A 22,140-nucleotide genomic window follows, 5' to 3' on the forward strand; every position below is an offset into this window, starting at 1 on the left:
GTTTGCTGGTACATAAAAGAAGGAGATGAGGGGACTCACCTCCTTATGTTCCCTAATTCACGCTTCCGATTTGCCTTCCTTCTTCCCATCTTCGCCTGCCGTTTCCTCACTCTCCGTTGCTTCCGCTGCGGATTCCTCTTGTCCGTCCGCTGTCTTGTCCACGGTCTCTTCCGCTTTCTCTTCCGGTCCTTCCACCACATCCGCCTGCTGGGGAATTTCCGTTGCCTCGGTTACGACTTCACCCCGGTAGGAAACCGTCGCTTTGCCCGTCGCCCGACGCCATATGATGAAAAAGACGCCGATCAAGGCCAGAATTAAGCTCATCAGCTGGGCAATACGCACATTTCCTTCATCCATCAGACCCGGGTCAAACAAGAACAACATCGGTGACCATAATCCTTCCATCACCTGTGCCAGCCAGTCCGGCCCCGTAAACGTTAAGCTGTCTGTCCGCAAGCCTTCGATGAAGAACCGACCGAGCGAATACCAGATCATATAACTGAACAACACTTCACCGCGGCGGGGGTTTCGGCTTCGGATGAACAAAAGCAAGCCAAACCCGACCAGGTTCCACAGGGATTCATAGAGGAAAGTCGGATGGTAATAGACTCCCTGAATATTCATCTGGTCAATGATCCAGTTGGGCAGATGAAGTCCCTCCAAGAAACTGCGGCTCACTTCACCGCCATGGGCCTCCTGGTTGATGAAGTTCCCCCACCGTCCAATCGCTTGCCCCAAAATCACACTGGGTATCAAAATATCGGCGATTTGCAGAAAAGGGATGTTTCTTTTCTTCACAAATATGTATCCAACGAGAAAGGCTACGATCAAGCCCCCGTGAATCGCCAGTCCGCCTTTCCATACGGCCACGATATCCTCGGGGTGCATAGCGTAGTATTCCCATTCAAATAAAACGTAATATAGACGTGCCCCGATAATGGCGGAAGGAAGAATCCAAAGCATCATGTCAAGAATCGTTTCACTATCCAAGCCACGCCTTTCGCCTTCCCGAACAGCCAAGATCAATCCCAAAAATGCGGCTGTGCCCATAATCACGCCATACCAATGCACATTGAGCGGACCTAGCGTAAAAGCAATCGGATCAATCACTGCTTGCCACATGGTTTACACGCTCCTTTCTTTCTTCTGCACTTGTTATCTCTTGTATTTTATCGTAAAAAATTTGAATAGGAAAAGGTGAAAAACAGAATCGGGCAATTTCCCGGCCCGATCCCACAATTTCCCTTTTTCACCATTTTTTCTAACTCGTCTATGGACACGAAATGTCTGATTTATTAAAATAGGATACACAATTGCCGGAGGTATTCATTTTGCATCCCACATATTTTTCTGATAAAAGCACAAACAAACACTACGATTGTCTGGAATGCAGGAAAAAAGCAAGCGTGGTCGTGGTGGATGGAAAAGGGACTTGTTTCACACCCGGATGCCTGTTGGACACACCAGTCCAGTTTGTTTTTTTTCCGCACTGGCCCAAACCCAAAGTCTGTCGCCAAGGTCGTCCACTCTTCCCGTTCCCGAAGGAATCCGAACCGTAAAACCTCGCTAAACGCGGAGTGTCAGATTCAGGAACGTTTCCCCCATGGCGGAAGTCAAGCATGCGCTCGCAAAGAAGGAAACCAAACAGGGCTCTTTCCCCATGGAAAGAGCCCTGCTTGCCGGCCTTAATCAATAATCGTCCCCTTCATCGATCACTTCGCCCAACTTTTGCACAAATTGTTGCGCTGCGTGGTATCCCAACCGTTTCAAGCGGAAATTCATCGCCGCCACTTCAATGATGACCGCCAAGTTTCGCCCCGGGCGCACGGGGACAATCAGTCTGGGAAGCTCGGTGTCAATGATGCGAATTTTCTCTTCATCCAGTCCCAACCGGTCATATTGGCGTTTTTCTTGCCAAGCTTCCAGGTGAATCGATAAGGAAATCCGCTTTTTATCCCTAACCGCACCCGCACCGAATAAAGTCATGACGTTAATGATGCCCAATCCGCGGATTTCCAAAAGGTAACGGATCAAATCGGGTGCGTGCCCAACCAAGCTGCCTTCTTCCGTCTGGGTGATCTCGACCGCATCATCGGCCACCAACCGATGCCCCCGCTTCACCAGTTCCAAGGCGGTTTCGCTTTTTCCGATGCCGCTGGAACCGGTAATGAGCACCCCGATGCCGTAGATGTCAACCAATACGCCATGCATCGTGGTGGTGGGCGCCAGCAACTTTTCCAGATAGTTGGTCAATTTGCTGGCAAAGCGAGTCGTCCCCATCTCGGTCCGCAAGATGGGCACTTTTTTCTCTTTCGCGGCATGAACCAGTTCAGGCGGCACATCGTAGTTCCGGGTCACGATAAAGCAAGGGATCTCCGGATGGCATAAGCGGCCAAACCGTTCTTGCCGCTCCGCTTCCGTCAACCCTTCAATAAAGGACAGTTCCGTTTTCCCCAATAACTGCAACCGTTCAACCGGATGGAAGGTGAAAAAGCCCGCCAATTCCAAACCGGGGCGGTACAAATCGGCAACGGTGACATGGCGCGTGTCCAACTGTTCCCAACCGCAGATCACTTCCAAATCAAATTGTTGAACGATGCTTTTAATCGTCACTTTGCTCATCTTGTACTCTCCTAATCTACATACGCGGAAAGCGACTGGTGCACCCAGTCGCCCTCCTCATCGGCTTATTATTACAGTACCGTTTTTTCCGTTTCTTTGTCAAAGATATGCGCTTTGTTCATGTCAAGCGCCAGGGAAACTTGCGCTCCCGGACCGTAGTGGGTGCGGGCGTTGACGCGGGCGGTCAGCCATTTGTCACCAAAACCGCTCACATAGAGGTACATTTCCGAACCCATGTTTTCCGCCACTTCCACTTTGGCGGTAAAGCTGCTTTCCGGGGAAGCTTCAATGAAGACTGGCTCATCATGCACGGCTTCTGGGCGGATCCCGAAGATCACTTCTTTGCCCACATAGCCTTGCTCACGCAATCCATGCACACGGCCCGCGGGGATTTTCACTTTGGCGCCTTGGGTTTGGAAGTAGACTTCGCCACCTTCTTCCACCAACGAACCATCGATGAAGTTCATCGCCGGGGATCCGATGAAGCCCGCCACAAACAAGTTCGCGGGGTTATTGTAAATCTCGGTTGGCGTATCCACTTGTTGGATCACGCCATCTTTCATCACGACGATGCGGTCACCCATGGTCATCGCTTCGGTTTGGTCATGGGTTACGTAGATGACAGTGGTTTCCAAGCGTTGGTGCAGTTTGCTGATCTCGGTGCGCATCTGCACACGCAATTTGGCATCCAAGTTGGACAGCGGCTCGTCCATCAAGAATACTTGCGGTTCGCGAACGATGGCGCGTCCGAGTGCGACGCGTTGGCGCTGACCGCCGGAGAGCTGTTTGGGTTTGCGATCCAGAAGGTGCTCGATATCGAGGATCTTCGCCGCTTCACGCACGCGTTTCTCGATCTCGTCTTTTTTGAACTTGCGCAGTTTCAAACCGAACGCCATGTTCTCATAAACGGACATATGTGGATAAAGCGCGTAGCTTTGGAATACCATCGCAATGTCGCGATCTTTTGGCGGAACATCGTTCACCAGTCGATCGCCAATATACAATTCACCTTCAGAGATTTCCTCCAATCCGGCAATCATGCGCAGGGTGGTTGATTTTCCGCAACCGGATGGACCAACTAATACCAAGAACTCTTTATCTTGAATATCAAGATGAAAGTCTTTCACTACTAAATTGTCCCCGTATTTTTTCACGATATGGTTTAAACGCACTTGAGCCATCGTTGCATTCCCCCTGAAAGCGTTTTCTGACTGATAGGATTATTCTAGTACAGTTTGTTGGTATGAGCACTGTACAAATCCTACAAAAAGCTCTGTGCGATTTCATCTTCTTGTCTCATGGTGCTTCAACATCAGCAAGATCACTTTGATCAGCATGGCATCGGCAAAGCGGCGCACATCCAGTCCCGTCTCTTGCTTCACCCGGTCAAACCGATAGAGAAGCGTATTCCGATGCAAAAACAGATGGCGTGCCGTTTCACTGACATTGAGGTCCAACCGCAAAAACATGTCAATCGTCTTTTGCATCTCCGCCTCTTTCAATATGGTCAAACCCGGTATCTCCTCCAAAAACGCCGTGATGGCCTTTCTGTCCAGCTGCATCAACAACCGTTCCAGCCGCGGTTTCCACGTAACCCAAATGGCTTGTTCCGTGCGGAAGGAACAAACCACTTCCCGCACTTGCACCAGCCGTTTCCACATGCCGGGGAGCTGTTCCCATGAAGAGATCGGTGTCGTCAAGACCATGTTCGTCTTCAGCCCAAATTCATCCGCCAAGGCCCCTTGCAACCCATTGGCGGCTTGCAGCAACAGCTCTTCCGCTTCAAAGGTGAACACATCTGCGCCAATCCACTCCCGAAGCGGGGCAAACACCAGCCATTCCCGCTCGTTCAGCTCGATCAGCCAAGGTTTCTGCTCTGAAAAATAAGTGTCGAATAACGCAGACAAATCCTCTTTCACAAAAAAAGACGACCCTTGCTCAAACAGCAATAACGCAGGAATCCGGTCACTGGGATGGAGATGGCTGAAATGCTCCGACAGCGGAAGCGGATTCTCTCCTTCCAGCACCGCTTTGATCCAATCCTGTAGCGTTTTGCCCCGCTTCACCGCATGCGCCGCTTCCCCCCTCAGCAAACATTGCACCAATGCATGCTCCCGCTCAGACAATACCACGTCGAAAGTGATTTTCTTGCCTGAAGGGAGCTGAAAGACCGGCCCATCCGGTTCCCGTTGTGACGGCTCCACTCGTTTAGCTTTGGCTCCAATGATTCGCTCGACCTGTTTGACTCGTTCCTGTTCCCGGTTCCATGGATTCATCTGCGTCACCTCATTGTCCGTCCTTGTGCCCTATACCTTTAGCATAGCGCTTTTTATGTTGATGTAAAAGGCAAAAACCCCTAAAATGGAGGGGTCGAGCTTGCTGACAAAGTGGACCCGGAGTCGATTTTTGAGTCTGCGTTCCTTGGTCGCCTTATCGGGAAGTAGCTCCGTTGCCAAACTCCGTTCCTGAATCCCTCAAATGAAGGGGTCTTTTATTTCATGGCGTGAGATGGTCGCTATGAGGAATGAAGGCTGGGCCCTTTATTTTTTCCCCGACAGCTCCACTTTGAATTTGAGCGTTTTGATTTGTGGATCAAAGGTGACTTGAGGTGCCACAAAGGATTGGATCTGCTCTTTTTTCATCGGCTTCAGTTCCATCAAAAATAAATAAGTATCCGCATCTTCCACTCGCGGGAAGTTTTTGTCATGATATTTTCTTCCGTTTTTATCTTTCAGTTCAAGCACATGCATATAGTCAAAGGGATTGTGCCAAGGTTTATTCATTTTCACTTGGTAATGCACTTTTGTTTTATCTGGCAAAAACTCGATTTGGTTTACCATGATTGTTCCCGCTTCCCCCAGTGGGACACGGATCGGCTGATCGGGGGTGGGGAGATGCGTCACTTTGAATTCGCCGAGAGGTGAAGGCTTGCCATACAAGTCAGGCTTCATTTCTTTATAGACGATTTCAAAGTGAGTAGGATTCTGCTTCACCGGGGCAAACGTCCATCGATCAAATAACACCCCCCTATTCCCGGATCCCCTTCGATCAAGGCGCTGCAACACGATGCCGCGAGAATCAATCAATGTATAATCAACTCGTGGTTGTTCGAGAAAATCATCGGGCAGATGTTTATGCGTCCGTTCCACCACCAGCTCGGTGGAGCTTGGCCCCAAGCTGATCTCTTTCACCTTCAGAGTGGTATCACCCAATTTCTCGATATGATTTAGGGAGTGTTTATCAACTTTGCTGTTCGCCTTTTTCACGGGGATGTCCAATTGGGCCAAGACTTTTTGCCGTTTACCAACTTGGGGTTTATCGTGAACGAGGAAATTGAGGGTAAACGAATCACTCAAGGTCTGATGCACGTCAATGTCCAATATCCCATTGAACGTATGGTCATCTTTCATTCCACCCTTTAACGCAAACCCGCCCCCATATTCTCTGCCGTTCACTTTATAGCCAAAGTCAGGGAGCTCTTTTATCTTTTGGTGTGCCTTCCACACGAATCCGACCGTTAGCCGTTCTCCATCATACAAAATTTCCTTCACTTCCACCGAATCTTTCCCCACTTGAACCTTTTTGCCGACCGTCGCCGTCAGCCCTTGTTGCGATGATTGCTTTAACCCTGTATCCCCAAAGTCCTCAAACACCGAACCAATCAAAGGAAGTTTGCTTAACGCCTCCGCCATCGTCGGCGAAACAAAACCAGAGCCGATCGCAAGCCCCATCAGTACAGTAGCCGCGACCGTGCCGTGGAGAGCCCAGCGTTTCCGCTTCAGCACTCGCTTTTCCGGCAAAGCGGCGAGGGTCTCATCGATTCGCTTTTGCACCGCGTCTGGAATGGCACCTTGTCGCTCCTGTCGCACCAACTCACCCATCACTTGATCCAGCTTATTCACCATTGATCGCCCCTTCCTGTGGATAAAGAGCCGCTTGGAGATCCTGCCTGGCCCGATAGAGGCGGGACTTCACTGTCCCTTCCGGTATCTCCATCACTTCCGCGATTTCCTTCACCGTCAATTCTTCAAAGTAATGTAACATGACCACTAACCGGTACGGTTCCTCCAACTTGTCCACCGCTTCCCGCAGCGTCAACGCCTCCCAATTGGGCTCTTGGCTCAATGTCGATGCTTGACGCGACACCAGGGGAAAAACCTTTTTCCGGTTGCGCAACATCCGCTGGCATTCATGGATCAGGATGCGAATCATCCACGTCTTTATATACTGAGGCTCTTTTACTTTCTCGATCGATTGGTAAGCCCGCAATATCGTTTCTTGGATCACATCTGCGCAGTCTTCATCTTTCTTCACGATCGCCTTGGCCACGCGGTAAAAGCTGCGCTCAAACTGGCGAATCAAGCGGACAAACGCCTCTCGATCGCCTTGCTGCGCCAAGCGGGCTTCTTTTGCGATATCCACCGTCATACCTCCTCGCCCTATTCCAATAAATGGTTTAAAAGATTAACTTGTTTGAATCCATTACTAATGATTAGATCAAATTGGACGGAAATCGGTTCACGGATGATAAGAAAAAAATGAAACCCTGATCAAACATGACAAGCCATGGACACAAAATCTCTTCTATATGCGAATGAATATAGTGAAGGATTTAGGTTGACCGAAACGGAAATATAAAAATAATCGGGTATGCACGGCACGAAGGAGTGATGCGCGTGGCCAGAAAAGTAGCTTGGCTCTTTATGATCGCCGGGGCACTCATATTAGGATACAACGCATTCAATTGGTGGAACGAAATCAGCATCGCGGTGGTCGATCCCAAGTTGGCCATGTCCTTTTCGGACGACTGGAACGACACCAGCAAGCAACCCGCCCTGTTGCGCGGACAGAAGGATACGAGCGCCCAAGTTCCCAACGGCACCAAAGTGGGGGAACTGGTCATTCCCAAAATGGGAGCCATCTTGCCGATCGTGCAAGGAACGGATGAGGAATCCCTCAAAAAAGGGGTGGGCCTCTATGAAGGATATGGCACCGTCAATCCTGGCGAAACCGGGCATGTGGTCTTGTCCGGGCACCGCGACACCGTCTTTCGCGGATTGGGTGACCTCAAAGCGGGGGATAAGCTTTTAGTTCGGTACAATGGCAACATCTTCACTTACCAATTCCGCAAATATTGGATCACCAAAGCTTCCGACCGGACCGTCATCGTGCCCATCCCCCGCCCCGTGTTGACCTTGACCACTTGCTATCCCTTTGATTATATTGGGGATGCCCCCGACCGTTATATCATCCGCGCTGAATTGATCGACATCAAGAAGGATCCAAAGAACCAGCCGTTTACAGAAGTTGCCGACTGAAAGCCCAACTCTTTCAAGGATGGGATGAAAGTCGGCGTTGCTCGGTAATCCCTTTATGGGATTGTTAACAGCAACAATTTTCAGTATAATCCAACGCATGAGCGATGCTCATCCCACTGGTAGTGGGTTTTGTTCCTCTGTACGTCATGATATGGTGTTCCAGTGGCGAACCAATCTCTCCCACTGGGTAAAATCATGAGAGTGAGTAAAACGGAACTAGAACGCTGGTAATAGGCGTTCCGCCCATGTGGGTATATGCAACATGAGTTGTAGAACTGCATGGGACGGGCTGATGGGACAGCCCTGAACTTGGGAGTTGCATGAAGCAGAAATGGATTGAGTGCGCTAACTACCCAAGAATCCCACGGCTTCAGCCGTGTGGAGTCTCAAGTAAAAAAGAAGCACTTCCGCGAGAGGGCGGGAAGTGCTTCTTTTTGTTCCCATGCATACCTAATCCACAAATTTGTCCGCGATCCAAGTAACCACCGCCACGAGCAAGGCCCCCAAAAAGGCCGGCACAAAGCCATCCACATTAAATCCATCCACCAACGCGCCGGTTAACCAGAACAGGATCGCGTTAATCACCAATGAGAACAAGCCCAGTGTTAACAAGTTGATGGGCAACGTCAACAGCATCACCAATGGACGCACAATCAAGTTGATCAGTCCCAATACCAAAGCCGCCATAAATGCGGTTCCCCAACTGCTCACTTCTATTCCCGGAATCCAATTGGCCGCGATGACAACCGCAATCGCACTGGCCAGAAACCGTACCAATAAACCCATATGTGCCTTCCCCCTGTCTCTTTTTTCAATCCATAGCCCCAATAATTACATGTTCTGCGCTCCATTTGCACACCCTTTTTATTAGCTACCACGCAGGCAACTTCTCAAACCTGTTTCTGCTTGGGTATGCGAATCCCATATGAACTTTTTTTCTCTTTGTAGTATACTGTTGAATTTGGAATGACGATTATCGTTGATCGTTTGATTAACTGTTGGGAGTGTATGAGATGAGACTTGGCATGATTGGACTCGGCAAAATGGGCATGAATTTGGCCCTCAATCTGTTGGACCACGGGCATGAGGTGGTCGCCTATGATGTGAACCCCGAACCGGCGCAAGAGCTGGCGACCAAAGGAGCCGTGGCGGCTTCCTCGTTGACGGATGTCGTCAGCCAACTCACGGGCCCGCGCATCATCTGGATGATGGTGCCAGCGGGGGAGCCGGTCGACCATGTCATCCATGAATTTGTTCCGCACTTGGCTGCGGGGGATATCGTGATCGACGGGGGCAACTCCCATTACAAAGATTCCTTGCGACGCGGCCAAGCGTTGGCGGAGCGCGGCATTCACTTCATGGATGTGGGCACGTCCGGAGGGATGGCCGGAGCGCGTCAAGGCGGATGTTTTATGATTGGCGGCAACAAAGAAGCCTTCCAAATCATTGAGCCGATTTTCCGTGACCTCGCTGTCGAAAACGGCTATCTCTATACCGGGGAGGGCGGGAGCGGCCATTTCCTCAAGATGGTGCATAACGGCATCGAGTACGGCATGATGCAAGCCATTGGCGAAGGTTTCGAAGTGTTGGACAAAAGCCAGTTCGACTATGACTACGAAGACGTCGCCCGCGTGTGGGCCCATGGTTCGGTCATTCGCGGTTGGCTGATGGACCTGACGCAAAACGCGTTCTCCAAAGACCCCCAACTGGAAGAGATCCGCGGCGTGATGCACGCATCCGGCGAAGGGCAATGGACGGTGGAAACCGCGTTGGAGTTGAAAGCGTCCGCCCCGGTGATCGCCATGTCCCTCTTCATGCGCTATCGATCGCTGGAAGATGACACGTTCCATGGCAAAGTGGTTGCCGCCCTGCGCAACGAATTTGGCGGACATGCCGTTGTGACGAAAGAATAAGGTCAAGTGAAAGGGCGATTCCTCCGCATGAAGGAATCGCCCTTGATTTCATTAATACACAAAGTAGACATACGGATCTTTCAATGGTGTGACTTTCTCCACCGACTCCAGCTTGATCACCGGCATATCAACGCCGTCATACCTCCCCACATCCAGCGTCCCGGTCACTTCCACCCAGTCGTTCACCTTGAGTGAAGCGGTCTCTTTCCCCTCCGTCAAAAAGCCAACCACAATCGCATCCGCCGTGCAACAGGTAACGGAGAACCGTCCCACCACAAGTTGGTCTTTCTTCATCGTCTCATCGCGGTAGATGAAACCCTTCACCTTGATCTTTTTCCCTTTGAACTCTTGGGGATAAAAATTGAGCGTATTGTAGTAATCCGCATATTTTTCCTGAGTCAGGGCAATGACGGACTCTTGTTGAAGTTGTGGAATAAACTTTTTGTACGGGTCTTCCGGCACAGTGAGATCCGCCGTCGGGTTGGCATCCGGCTTGGACTTGGATGGCTGTAACGCTTTCGCTTGTTGTTGCTGGTTGACGCTCTTGGCCGACAGGTAAGTCACCCCTTTTTTGGCCGCAATCGACGCATCCAGCGCTTTTGGGGGGATCAGCAAATACAACGCAATCGGCACAAACAACATGAAGTAGCCCCAAGCCCCGATCCGATGCATCTCCTGCCCTTTCATGTTCCACAATTGCACCAATCCCAGCAACACCAAGATCAGGACACTGACGATGATCAACCAGGTAAAGCGGGGATTGACAAACAACGGCAATTCGCCCGTCAAAATCAGTTGCACCAACAGAATCGCCAATCCCAAACAAATGCCCACACGCAACCATGCTTTCACAGTCGTACCCCCATTCAGCTAAAAGAAAATCCATATCGTCAAGAGCGTGACCAATGTGGTTCCACCGACGAAAAAGAGAACCACCGAGCGCTTGAAACCACCCGCCATCATCAACACATTCTTCATATCCACCATCGGCCCATATACGAGGAAGCCCAAAAGCGTTCCTTGTCCCAGCACCGAACGAAAGGAGGCGGCCAAAAACGCGTCGGCCGATGAACAGATCGACAGGCAAAACGCCAACGCCATCATCAGGATTAAAGCAATCCCTTCATATTGGGCAAATTGCTTGATCGCGGCCACACCGACAAAGGTTTGGAATCCCGCCGAGATAAACGCACCCAGACAGAAGTATTTGCCCATATCGATGAACTCGAACACGGAGTGGGACAAGGCATGCATCATTCGGCTCTCTTCCCCATGCGAGTGGTGGGTGCAAGTCCCTCCGTGTTCATGCCCATGGTCATGATCGTGATCATGGGAACCATCACAACAAGCGGTCTCCCGCTTCGCCTCCGTTTCCTCTTTTAACACCGGCTTGTCCCTGAAAAACAGGTAAAACAGGATCCCCATGACCATGGCAATTCCCGCCCCAACGCCGGTGCGCATCCAGACCATCTCCCACGAATCGCCAAACGCCATATAAGTGGAAGCGATGGTGATCGGATTCACAATCGGCACGGCCAGCAAGAAGGTGAAAGCGATGTAGCTGGGCAGCCCTTTTTGCACCAACCGCCGGGCCACAGGCACAATCCCGCATTCGCAAATGGGCAGGATCAAACCGAAACAAGCCGCCAGCGGGATCGCCAGCACCGGATGCTTGGGCAAAAAGCGCCACAAGGTATCTTCCTTCACATAGACATGCACGAAGCTGGACAACAAGGTGCCAAACAGGATAAACGGCAATCCTTCGATAAACAGGCTGAGGAAAATCGTGGTGAAGTTATGTAAGTCACTCGATAGGTTGTCGCTCCAACCGCGCGTGATATCCGTTAAGGGAGCAAGCAGGGGAACCCCTGAGGTCACAAAATAAAAAATGAGCCCCAAGACAAGAATCCCTGTCAATTCAGGAACATAGTTTTTGAGAATCCGGCCCATCATCATCCTCCTAAAAAATGTTATTCCAAGCTTTCGCTTCGATCACTTTTTGTCCTACTCTATGCAATCAAATAAGAATCATTCCTATTTTGATACTAGCATTGTATGGTTTAATTCTATGCACTGTCAATCGATCCTTTCTTAAGATTTAGCGACAAAAAAAGAAGCGAGTTTTTTCTCGCTTCTCCTTAAGCCGACGCCTGCCACTGTTCCTCGCAGCGCTTCATGACGCGGACCAGTTTATCCTCCATCTCTTCCACCAGTTGCCGCGCCGCATCATCGCCCTCCAAGGAAGCCAGCATGCTGGCCCTGACCAGCTTCACTTCGACCAATTCCTTTGCCGGGTGGCGTGTAACGGTTAATTTCAGCGGCAGCAAGTAAGCGGCATGGGGATAAAGGGATAATAATTTTTTGGTCAAGTCTGGCTGGGAAACCTCCAAAATCACCGTTTCTTGTTCCAAATGAATCCCTTGCTCAAGCAGTTTGGTCGCCACATCATACTTCCACAACAAGATGCACTTCTCTTCCGGCAAATGGCGTTCCACCAAGCGAATCGCTTGTTCCACCGTGCCCGCCATCTCCAGGCGAATGCTTTCCATCATCACGCCTCCCTTAACGGTAAATCCGTTTGATCATCTCTTCAATTTCCGGTTCGGCCATCTCCACATCGATCCAATCCCCCCATGCGGACACTCGGTTCAAGATCGTGGGAGGTGACACCTTCTGCCGGTCGTAATAAATGGTCACCTTCGCTCCATCGGTTTCCACTTTTTCCGCTTCGGCAAGCGGCTGGACGTTGGGAATCCCCTGAAAAAGAATGCGTATCACACTGGGCAATCCGATCCGCGACCGCAATGTTTCCATTGACCCGTCCAACACCAGTTTACCATGATTGATCACCAGAACTCGATGACATAGATATGCGATGTCATCCATATCATGCGTCGTCAATAGGATCGTTTTCCCCTGTTCCTGGGACAACTCTTTCAAAAACCGGCGAATACGCTCTTTGGCCACGACATCAAGGCCAATCGTCGGTTCATCGAGAAAGAGGAGCGGCGGATCATGAATGAGCGCGGCGGCCAGGTCGGCCCGCATCCGTTGTCCCAGTGAAAGTTTGCGGACCGGTGTGTCGAGAAACTGGCCGATCTCCAGCAAATGGTCAACCTTCTCCAAAAATTGCCGATACCTCCGCTCATCCAAATGATACATATGCCGCAAAATCTCATAAGAGTCCCGAAGTGGCAAGTCCCACCATAATTGCGTGCGCTGTCCGAACACCACCCCCATCTGGTAAGCCAGTTGTTTCCGTTCCCGTCCCGGGTGGTAGCCAAGCACGGATATGTCCCCGCTGGTGGGATGCAAAATGCCCGCCAACATTTTGATCGTGGTGGATTTGCCCGCTCCATTCGGACCCAGATACCCCACACACTCCCCCGTCTCAATGGCAAACGAGATATGGTCCACCGCCACTTTCCGCACCGCTTCCCGTGAAAAAAGGGACCGAAACGCTCCCATCACGCCCGCTCCCGTCGTCGCCGTCGCAAATTCTTTGGTTAACTCATGTACTTGTATCATCGCGTTCTTCAACTCCCCGTGCCATGATAATGCCTTAATCCAAATCGCCAGAATCCGAGCGCCCCCGCCAAAAAGACGCAGGCAAAGAACGGGGAAATGAACAGGGTGAGCGGATGTCCCCCTTTGCCAAGCAGCGTCGCGATCGGCAAATAGTTCATGAATCCCACCGGCAAGATCGACAGGAACAAGCCTTTGAGCCAGTCCGGGTAGATGGATAGCGGGAAGTTGGCGGCATTGTACGGGGCGTACAGGGTAAACGACTGAAAATCGCGAATGCGTTCCGTCCAGAAGCCCACGGTTGCCGTCACAATGCTCAAGGCAAAAGAGATGAGGAGTCCGCTGAGGAGGGTGATGGGGAGATAGAGGAGCAACTCCCAAACCACCTTGAGGCTCGTCCCCAGGTGTGTAAAGGAGTATCCCAATACCAAGACGCCTTGCACCACCCCGCCGATGCGCCCCAAATCCAGTTTCCGCGCCAACAGCAAGAAAAGCGGTGACACGGGACGAATCAACAATTGGTCAAATTCCCCTTGGATCATGTATTTTTCAAACTCGTGCAACTCGGGGGCCAACAGGCGGTACAGCGACATCGTTATCGTGGAGATGCCATACAAAAGCCCCACTTCGGCCAACGACCAGCCGACGATATCGTCAAACTTCAACAAAATCGCCGCCAACAAAACAAAATCGGTGACCATGATGATGCCATGGGACAGCGCGGACAACAAAAAGTCCGTTTTGTACTGCATGCTTGCGCGCAAGCTCGCCCGGACCAACACACCATACAGCTTCAGCATCCCTTACCCTCCTTGAATCTCCAATTTGCGCCTGGCCCGTTCCGTCAACCACCGATTGATGAGTGACAACACCAAGCCCCATGCACTTTGCAGCAGGAAGATTTCCTCCCATCCCGTTGTCACTTTCTCCAGATAGAGAACCGTCGGATAATAGATGATGCTGGCAAAAGGAAGATACGGAGTCAGGTCCGCCAAAAAACCCGGCATATATTCCACGGGCACCAATTGTCCGCCCAACCCAAACAGCAAAGTGGTGTAAGTCAAGTGAGCCCAACGGACCTCATACGTCCAGCAGGCGCTGATGCCAATCAAGTAACTGCAATTCAACGCAATCCAAACGGCCAGTCCCAGCGATACCAGGGCCACAAGCAAATGCCCAACATGTTTGGGCACGTAAAACCCGGCAAACAGATAAAAAGCCAAGGCCAACATGCCCGTGCGAAAGAGGGTGCTGTATGCGATCTTGCCCGTCTCTTGGCTGAGGTAAGCCAAATAAAAAGAAGCGGGCCGAACCATCTCGAGGCTGATCACCCCTGTTCGCACGCTGGTTTGAATGTCCAATCCCGGTGTCAGAAAGGCCGTCACCCATAAGATGCACTGCGTAAAACCCATGTAGTGGATCATTTCCTGAATGGAGTATGCGCTCGCATGTTCTTTGCCGGAGAGCACCCCGATCCAAATCGCCATAAAGACAAACCCAAACAAGCAACTGGCCACGTTGTTGATCACATGTGACAACCGATACTGCCATTCACGCCGAAAACCTTTTTTGATCAGTTCCCAGTAAACCACACCATCCCTCCCAACTCAAAAAGTCAGCAATTCAATATTTTATATAATATAAATAGTTTTGTAAATATTGTTTCAACGACACATGAAAAAATGCGGGGGATATTATTCCCCTTCAAAATGACTCTAGAGCTTGTACTCTGCCAAACATCCAATTGATGATGAAACTGAGAGACATGTCCCACAAGAAAGATGCTATTTTATGAAGTGAGAACCTTCGTGGATGGATGCAGGTTATTCCGCCAGATGAAGCGAAGAAGCTCAGCCACTTTAGTGGCGAGTAGATCACCAACAAACAAGGACACCCATCATAAATCGGTGTCGGTTGTTTGTTCTTTTCAAGACTTTTTACCATCTTTAATTACTATCTTCACTGAAAAGCTCTTATCTGGCACCTTGATTTGCTTTATAACAGTTAAAACCCTTATCTTATATTTTTTCCCCACGACCACTTGTTTCTCAACTTTCCCTTTCGCATCGGTCAATAATGCTTGCGGTATGACACTTTGATTATCTTTTTCCGTTTCACCTACAGGAATAATCTCCACAGCGTGATCAGGAAGCACTTCTTGGTTTTCATTCGTCACTTGAACTGTCACTTTGGAAACCTGTATCGGTTGCGGTTGTTTTGATTTTGTCTCCCCTAATGAACAACCTGCGAGAATCAATGAATTTAATATCATGATTAATAAAAAACGCAATCTAACCACCTCAACTTCAGTTTATTTATCAAAATGATAAATCAATATTGAAAATAAATGAAACAATATTATAATATTATAATATTATAATTGAATGAAAAGAATGGAGGTTCGAAAAATGATAAGAAAGTCGATTCCTATTATTGTTTTAACCCTAAACTTGTTAAAACCAAGAAAACAAATAAACCCACTAAAAACTTAACAAAAGAACAACTCAACATACTACAAGAGCAAAGCCCTTATACCACCATAAGTTCTTCTGGTACTATTGGAAACACAAAAAAACAAATGGGTACAATGCAAGAAAGTTCAAGCGACGAAATAACTCAATCAAACGACGTTTCAACTTTGGCAACCGATAATCGAAGATTAATCAGTCCCACAACGAATTATCCTTATAACGCAATCGCTCAACTTGAAGTCCAAGGTGATGGCGGTTGGTATGTTTGCTCGGGATGGTTCATTGACAAAAATACAGTTGTAACTGCTGCCCATTGTGTTTATGACACGTATACCAACACATGGAAAACAGGGGCTTTTGTCAACCCCGCCAGAAACGGAGAAAACACTTATCCCTATGGGTATTCCTTTTCTACTGATTTTACCATTTGGAGCGGTTGGGTCAATGCATCCCCACCTGATCCAGATCATACGAATTATAACGATGTTCAATATGATATCGCTGTCATTAACTTACATGAAAGCTATAACAACTGGTTTAACATTCGCGACACTGATCATGATGAGGGAGAAGGTTTGAATTCAACTGGTTATCCAGGTGATAAGGGTTATTATTGGATGTACAGCAGTCTAGGTACGGACCTCGATACCTCGAATGATGTAATCACTCATAATTGTTATGTCACAGGGGGCATGAGTGGAGGGTCCGTTTTCAACAGTAAAAACGGTGTATTAGCTGCTGTAGGATTAAACAGCACAACCGTTTGGTCCCCTGAACTCACCACAAGCCATAAGAACGCTTTATTAGATTGGGCCAACGACAACGGTTAATCTTATACTACAAAAAGGAAGCTGGATTGATGATTATTCCAGCCTTTATTATTATTTCCCTATGATCAGCGTTCCTTTGAATGAATCATGGGATTGCCAACAAGCTCTGCATTCCATCTATCGGTCTCAACAAAAAAAGCGGGGGATCATTCCCCCACTTTTTTTCGCTTCATCATCTGCGAAGCCATCGAGACAAGACGTTTGGTCATTTCACCGCCTACAGAACCGTTCGCGCGGGCGCTTGCATCCGCACCCAGTTCCACACCAAACTCGTTGGCAATCTCTCGCTTCATCTGATTCAACGGAGCTCGCGCTCCGGGAACCACAAGTTTGTTGTTTCTTCTGGCCATGCCCTTCACTCCCTTTTCTGTAGGTTATGAAAGACGTCTTGCTATATGTTAGCTTGCCTTTTTTCCATCTGGTCCATCATGGAAAATATAGGAAAATCGGCATTCGCCGTTAGCGGCATAAAACATCGTCACATGGAACATCCTTGCCATTCACCCGTCACTTCGCTTCCATCGGCTCCGCTTGCTGTTCCAGACCGGCGAAATGCTTGGCCATGCGCTTTCTGTCCCGTTCCATCACGGGAGCCAAAAATTGGCCCGTGTAGGAACCGGCCACTTGGGCCACCTCTTCCGGCGTGCCCGTCGCCACAATCGTTCCACCGCCGTTGCCGCCTTCGGGACCCAAGTCGATCAGGTAATCAGCCGTTTTAATCACATCGAGGTTATGTTCGATGACCACAATCGTATCCCCATTTTCCGCCAAACGTTGCAACACTTTCAACAGGCGGGCGATGTCATCGATATGAAGCCCGGTCGTTGGTTCATCCAGAATGTATAACGTGCGTCCCGTGCTCCGTTTATACAGCTCCGACGCCAACTTCACCCGTTGCGCCTCCCCGCCGGACAAGGTGGTCGCGGGTTGGCCCAGCTTCATATAACCGAGTCCCACGTCATATAGCGTTTGGATTTTGCGTTTGATGCGCGGGATGTTTTGGAAGAAATCGACCGCTTCTTCCACCGTCATCTCCAAAACATCGGAAATGTTTTTCCCTTTGTACTTGATCTCCAAGGTATCCCGGTTATACCGTTTGCCTTTGCACTCTTCACACGGCACGTACACATCGGGCAAGAAGTGCATTTCAATCTTGATGATGCCATCCCCGCGGCAAGCTTCGCAACGTCCGCCCTTCACATTGAAGCTAAAGCGCCCCTTCTGATAACCTCGCACTTTGGCTTCTTGGGTGGAAGCGAACACTTCGCGGATATCATCAAACACGCCCGTATAAGTTGCCGGATTGCTGCGCGGTGTCCGACCGATCGGGGACTGGTCGATGTTGATGACCTTGTCAACATGCTCGATTCCTTCTATTTTCCGGTGTTTGCCTGGCACCGCCTTGGCCTTGTTCACCTCGCGGGCCACGGCTTTCAGCAAAATCTCATTGACCAACGTGCTTTTCCCCGAGCCGGATACCCCCGTCACGCAGGTAAAGATCCCGAGCGGCACTTTCACATCAATGTTTTTCAGGTTATTTTCCTTGGCTCCCTTAATGGTGATCCACTTGCCATTCGGTTGGCGTCGCTCCTCCGGTACAGGTATGAACTTGCGCCCGCTCAGGTACTGCCCCGTCAACGAGTTTTCATCTGCCATCACTTCAGCGGGTGTTCCCGCCGACACCACACGCCCCCCATGGGCTCCCGCGCCCGGTCCGATATCGATGATATAATCGCAAGCGAGCATCGTATCTTCATCATGCTCCACCACAATCAGCGTATTGCCCAGATCCCGCATCTTCTCCAAGGTGGCGATCAGACGGTTATTGTCCCGCTGGTGCAAGCCAATGCTCGGCTCGTCCAAGATATAAAGGACACCCATCAAGCTGGAGCCGATTTGGGTCGCCAAGCGAATCCGTTGCGCTTCCCCACCGGAAAGGGTGCCCGCCGACCGGCTCAATGTCAGGTAATCGAGACCGACATTGACAAGGAAGCCCAGCCGTTCCTTAATCTCTTTCAGCACTTGGCGGGCGATCTGCGTCTCTTTCTCGGATAACTGCAACCCATCAAAGAACTCATATGCTTCCTTGATCGACAGCCGGGTCACATAATCAATGTTTTTGCCGCCGACCGTCACATGCAGCATCTCTTTTTTGAGCCGCGCGCCTTTGCATGTGGGACACGCTTTGTTGCTCATGTAGCTTTCCAAGTGTTCGCGCATCAATTCGGAACCGGTTTCCCGGTAACGGCGATTCAGATGATGGACGATTCCCTCAAACAGCGTTTGCGACTCCCGGGTAAAGCCGTTTTCATTCGTATATTTGAAAGGGAAGCGCTCCTTCGATCCATAAAGAATAATCTCTTTCTGCTTCTTGTCCAACTCTTCAAACGGCTTCTTCATATCAATGCCGAAATGCCGGCAAGCCGTTTCCAACAACTGCGGATAATAAGTGCTCGTTGTGGAGGCCCATGGCTCAATCGCCCCTTCCGCAAGCGACAGCTTGGGATTGGGAATGACCAAGTCGGGGTCAATCTCCATCCGGCTCCCCAACCCGTCACAAGTCGGACAAGCGCCAAACGGGCTGTTAAAAGAAAACATCCGTGGCGACAGCTCGTCGATGCTGAAACCGCACTCAGGGCAAGCGAGGTTTTGGCTGAACAACAGCTCTTCCCCGTCGATCACATCGATCAGCACCTCGCCTCCGCTTAAAGAGAGCGCCGTTTCCAATGAATCGGACAATCTTGTCTCCACGCCTTCTTTCACAACCACCCGGTCAATGACCACTTCAATCGTATGCTTTTTGTTTTTCTCCAACTGAATCTCATCGGACAAATCCCTGATCTCGCCGTCCACCCGCACCCGCACGTAGCCTTGGCGGGCAATGTCTTCAAGCAACTTGACATGTTCCCCTTTGCGTCCTTTCACCAGCGGCGCCATGATCTGGATCCGCGTCCGCTCAGGCAGCGCCATGATGCGGTCCACCATCTGCGGCACCGTTTGCGAGGTGATGCGGGTGCCGTGCTCAGGGCAATGCGCATGACCAACCCGGGCAAACATCAAGCGCAAGTAGTCATAAATCTCCGTCACCGTGCCGACGGTCGAACGCGGATTGCGGCTCGTCGTTTTCTGGTCAATCGAAATGGCTGGGGACAACCCTTCGATGGCATCCACATCCGGTTTGTCCATCTGTCCCAAAAATTGCCGCGCATACGCGGACAGCGACTCCACATAACGCCGCTGCCCTTCGGCATAGATCGTATCAAAGGCGAGCGAAGATTTGCCCGAGCCGCTCAGTCCCGTCACGACCACAAATTTGTCCCGCGGGATGGTGACATCGATATTTTTCAGATTGTGAACCCGCGCTCCACGAATCACAATATTCTCTTGAGCCATACCTTAACCCTCCGCTTTAAGTTCCAAGATGAGGTCACGCAATTCGGCTGCACGTTCGAAGTTGAGTTCTTTGGCCGCTTGCTTCATCTCTTTTTCCATCTGTTCGATCAGCTTGAGCCGCTCCCCTTTGGACAACTTCTTCGTTTGTGTTTCCACTTGGTACTCCGCTTTGTCTTCCGCCACTTTCGTCGCTTCAATCACGTCGCGCACTTTCTTCTTGATCGTCTGCGGCGTGATGCCATGCTTCTGGTTATAAGCGATTTGAATCTCACGCCGACGCTCGGTTTCCTCCATCGCGCGCCGCATCGAGTCGGTGATCGTATCCGCGTACATGATCACTTGACCATTGGCATTCCTCGCCGCGCGGCCAATCGTCTGGATCAAGGAGCGCTCCGACCGCAAGAACCCTTCTTTGTCCGCATCAAGAATCGCCACCAACGAGACTTCCGGCAAATCCAATCCTTCTCTTAACAGGTTGATCCCAATCAAGACATCGAATTCACCCAAACGCAAATCACGCAGAATCTGCATCCGTTCAATCGTCTTGATATCCGAGTGCAGATAACGCACTTTGATGCCGATCTCTTTCAGGTAATCGGTCAAATCCTCCGCCATCTTCTTGGTCAAGGTGGTCACCAACACCCGTTCATCACGGGCGATCCGTTGATTGATCTCCCCGATCAAATGGTCGATCTGTCCCTTGATCGGATGAATGTGGATCACCGGATCGATGAGACCGGTCGGACGAATGATCTGTTCCACCACATCCGGAGCCTTCTCCAACTCATAGGGCCCCGGCGTCGCCGAGACAAAAACAATCTGGTTGATCTTCTCTTCAAACTCGCTGAATTTGAGCGGACGGTTATCCTTCGCCGACGGCAAGCGGAACCCGTGCTCCACCAACATGTTTTTGCGAGCTTGGTCCCCGTTGTACATCCCATTGATCTGCGGGATGGTCACATGGGACTCATCCACGATGATCAAGTAATCATCAGGGAAGTAATCCAACAAAGTGTAAGGGGCTTCCCCCGGATTTTTCCCCACCAGATGGCGCGAGTAGTTTTCAATCCCAGAGCAAAAGCCCACTTCCCGCATCATTTCCATATCGTAGCGTGTCCGCTGTTCAAGCCGTTGGGCTTCCAGCAGTTTGCCCGCCTCCCGCAACTCCTTCAGCCGTTCTTCCAGCTCTTGCCCGATCGATTTGAGAGCCCGCTCCAGTTGGGCCTGCCGTGTCACATAGTGGGACGCCGGAAAAATGGCCACATGCTCACGATCCCCCAATATTTCTCCCGTCAACACATCAATCTCACGTATCCGTTCAATCTCATCCCCAAAAAATTCGACCCGTACCGCTTGTTCACTGCGAGAGACAGGGAAGATCTCCACCACATCGCCCCGCACGCGGAACGTTCCGCGCGTAAAGTTGATGTCATTCCGCTCATATTGGATATCAACCAGCTTCCGCAACACTTCGTTCCGCTCTTTTTCCATCCCCACCCTGAGCGATAACAGCATTTCCTTATACTCTGTCGGCGAACCCAATCCGTAGATGCAGGAAACACTCGACACGATAATCACGTCAGACCGTTCAAATAACGCACTGGTGGCAGAATGGCGCAATTTGTCAATCTCATCGTTGATGGATGCATCTTTTTCAATATAAGTGTCGGTGGCGGGAATGTACGCCTCCGGTTGATAGTAATCATAATAGCTCACAAAGTATTCGACGGCATTGTTGGGGAAAAACTCCTTTAACTCCCCGCACAACTGCGCGGCCAATGTTTTATTGTGCGCGATCACCAAAGTGGGCTTGTTCACCTGATTGATGGTTTGCGCGATGGTAAACGTCTTGCCCGTTCCCGTGGCCCCCAACAAGGTTTGGTAGCGTTCTCCCCGTTCAATTCCTTGCACCAACTTTTGTATCGCTTGTGGTTGATCTCCTTGCGGTTCAAACTCAGAAACCAACTGGAATCTCTTCTCCATCCTCGCTTTCACCTCTTTTCTCACTTAAAGGATATTATAACATAAACCATTTCAACCGGAGAACATCCGTTCCTTTTCCGCTTTT

Annotated in this window: 20 protein-coding genes; 3 read left to right on the top strand and 17 right to left on the bottom strand. The window is 50.3% G+C overall.

Going from position 1 to position 22,140, the window contains the following annotated elements; genetic code table 11:
* Window positions 1–57: 57 nt before the first annotated feature.
* The 6 genes from lgt to ACFQNG_RS02085 all read right to left on the bottom strand — a co-directional run bounded on the left by lgt (window position 58) and on the right by ACFQNG_RS02085 (window position 7,050).
* Window positions 58–1,122: a prolipoprotein diacylglyceryl transferase gene (gene lgt, locus ACFQNG_RS02060; RefSeq protein WP_379863151.1), complete on the bottom strand. Its 1,065-nt coding sequence runs from the start codon at window positions 1,120–1,122 to the stop codon at window positions 58–60.
* Between the two features lie 567 nt (window positions 1,123–1,689).
* Window positions 1,690–2,622 carry an HPr(Ser) kinase/phosphatase gene (hprK, locus tag ACFQNG_RS02065; protein WP_379863152.1) on the bottom strand — a complete coding sequence of 311 codons (933 nt, stop codon included), beginning with the start codon at window positions 2,620–2,622 and terminating at the stop codon, window positions 1,690–1,692.
* A 71-nt stretch (window positions 2,623–2,693) separates the two neighbouring features.
* The gene (locus ACFQNG_RS02070; protein ID WP_379863153.1) at window positions 2,694–3,803 is read right to left on the bottom strand and encodes an ABC transporter ATP-binding protein; all 1,110 of its coding nucleotides are present in this window, start codon (window positions 3,801–3,803) and stop codon (window positions 2,694–2,696) included.
* 102 nt (window positions 3,804–3,905) lie between these two features.
* Window positions 3,906–4,898: a PucR family transcriptional regulator gene (locus ACFQNG_RS02075; RefSeq protein ID WP_379863155.1), complete on the bottom strand. Its 993-nt coding sequence runs from the start codon at window positions 4,896–4,898 to the stop codon at window positions 3,906–3,908.
* A 264-nt stretch (window positions 4,899–5,162) separates the two neighbouring features.
* Window positions 5,163–6,524: a DUF4179 domain-containing protein gene (locus ACFQNG_RS02080; protein WP_379863156.1), complete on the bottom strand. Its 1,362-nt coding sequence runs from the start codon at window positions 6,522–6,524 to the stop codon at window positions 5,163–5,165.
* Window positions 6,517–7,050, bottom strand: coding sequence for a sigma-70 family RNA polymerase sigma factor (locus tag ACFQNG_RS02085; RefSeq protein ID WP_379863157.1), 534 nt, complete (start codon window positions 7,048–7,050; stop codon window positions 6,517–6,519). Before ACFQNG_RS02085 ends, ACFQNG_RS02080 begins: the two co-directional genes overlap by 8 nt.
* A gap of 248 nt (window positions 7,051–7,298) precedes the next feature.
* Between ACFQNG_RS02085 and ACFQNG_RS02090 the strand changes: the two genes are divergently transcribed.
* Window positions 7,299–7,940, top strand: coding sequence for a class D sortase (locus tag ACFQNG_RS02090; RefSeq protein WP_379863158.1), 642 nt, complete (start codon window positions 7,299–7,301; stop codon window positions 7,938–7,940).
* Window positions 7,941–8,390: 450 nt separating this feature from the next.
* Here ACFQNG_RS02090 and ACFQNG_RS02095 read toward each other — a convergent pair whose 3' ends face one another.
* A complete protein-coding gene (locus ACFQNG_RS02095; RefSeq protein WP_379863159.1) occupies window positions 8,391–8,726 on the bottom strand; it encodes a phage holin family protein in 336 nt (111 codons plus the stop codon).
* A gap of 227 nt (window positions 8,727–8,953) precedes the next feature.
* On the opposite strand from ACFQNG_RS02095, the gene gnd reads away from it, so the two are divergent.
* Window positions 8,954–9,853, top strand: a complete 900-nt coding sequence (gene gnd / locus ACFQNG_RS02100; RefSeq protein WP_379863160.1) for a phosphogluconate dehydrogenase (NAD(+)-dependent, decarboxylating) — start codon at window positions 8,954–8,956, stop codon at window positions 9,851–9,853.
* Between the two features lie 51 nt (window positions 9,854–9,904).
* On the opposite strand, the gene ACFQNG_RS02105 is transcribed toward gnd, so the two are convergent.
* The 7 genes from ACFQNG_RS02105 to ACFQNG_RS02135 all read right to left on the bottom strand — a co-directional run bounded on the left by ACFQNG_RS02105 (window position 9,905) and on the right by ACFQNG_RS02135 (window position 15,668).
* Window positions 9,905–10,705, bottom strand: a complete 801-nt coding sequence (locus ACFQNG_RS02105; RefSeq protein WP_379863162.1) for a TIGR03943 family putative permease subunit — start codon at window positions 10,703–10,705, stop codon at window positions 9,905–9,907.
* 18 nt (window positions 10,706–10,723) lie between these two features.
* On the bottom strand, window positions 10,724–11,803 hold the full coding sequence (locus tag ACFQNG_RS02110; RefSeq protein WP_379863163.1) for a permease: 1,080 nt from the start codon (window positions 11,801–11,803) through the stop codon (window positions 10,724–10,726).
* A gap of 188 nt (window positions 11,804–11,991) precedes the next feature.
* Entirely contained in the window at window positions 11,992–12,402 is a 411-nt protein-coding gene (locus ACFQNG_RS02115; RefSeq protein ID WP_379863165.1) for a DUF302 domain-containing protein, read from the bottom strand.
* Between the two features lie 13 nt (window positions 12,403–12,415).
* Window positions 12,416–13,381: an ABC transporter ATP-binding protein gene (locus tag ACFQNG_RS02120; RefSeq protein ID WP_379863166.1), complete on the bottom strand. Its 966-nt coding sequence runs from the start codon at window positions 13,379–13,381 to the stop codon at window positions 12,416–12,418.
* 8 nt (window positions 13,382–13,389) lie between these two features.
* A complete protein-coding gene (locus ACFQNG_RS02125) occupies window positions 13,390–14,178 on the bottom strand; it encodes an ABC transporter permease (RefSeq protein WP_379863167.1) in 789 nt (262 codons plus the stop codon).
* A gap of 3 nt (window positions 14,179–14,181) precedes the next feature.
* Window positions 14,182–14,970: an ABC transporter permease gene (locus ACFQNG_RS02130; protein ID WP_379863169.1), complete on the bottom strand. Its 789-nt coding sequence runs from the start codon at window positions 14,968–14,970 to the stop codon at window positions 14,182–14,184.
* 335 nt (window positions 14,971–15,305) lie between these two features.
* On the bottom strand, window positions 15,306–15,668 hold the full coding sequence (locus ACFQNG_RS02135; protein ID WP_379863170.1) for a hypothetical protein: 363 nt from the start codon (window positions 15,666–15,668) through the stop codon (window positions 15,306–15,308).
* A 90-nt stretch (window positions 15,669–15,758) separates the two neighbouring features.
* On the opposite strand from ACFQNG_RS02135, the gene ACFQNG_RS02140 reads away from it, so the two are divergent.
* Complete coding sequence (locus tag ACFQNG_RS02140; protein WP_379863171.1) at window positions 15,759–16,679, top strand: trypsin-like serine peptidase; 921 nt, start codon at window positions 15,759–15,761, stop codon at window positions 16,677–16,679.
* Between the two features lie 146 nt (window positions 16,680–16,825).
* Here ACFQNG_RS02140 and ACFQNG_RS02145 read toward each other — a convergent pair whose 3' ends face one another.
* The 3 genes from ACFQNG_RS02145 to uvrB form a co-directional block, all read right to left on the bottom strand.
* Window positions 16,826–17,029, bottom strand: a complete 204-nt coding sequence (locus ACFQNG_RS02145; RefSeq protein ID WP_379863172.1) for a small, acid-soluble spore protein, alpha/beta type — start codon at window positions 17,027–17,029, stop codon at window positions 16,826–16,828.
* Between the two features lie 157 nt (window positions 17,030–17,186).
* A complete protein-coding gene (gene uvrA, locus ACFQNG_RS02150) occupies window positions 17,187–20,072 on the bottom strand; it encodes an excinuclease ABC subunit UvrA (protein ID WP_379863173.1) in 2,886 nt (961 codons plus the stop codon).
* Window positions 20,073–20,075: 3 nt separating this feature from the next.
* On the bottom strand, window positions 20,076–22,055 hold the full coding sequence (uvrB, locus tag ACFQNG_RS02155; RefSeq protein WP_379863174.1) for an excinuclease ABC subunit UvrB: 1,980 nt from the start codon (window positions 22,053–22,055) through the stop codon (window positions 20,076–20,078).
* Between the last annotated feature and the right edge of the window lie 85 nt (window positions 22,056–22,140).

Source organism: Laceyella putida (genome assembly GCF_042665195.1).
Lineage (GTDB): Bacteria > Bacillota > Bacilli > Thermoactinomycetales > Thermoactinomycetaceae > Laceyella > Laceyella putida.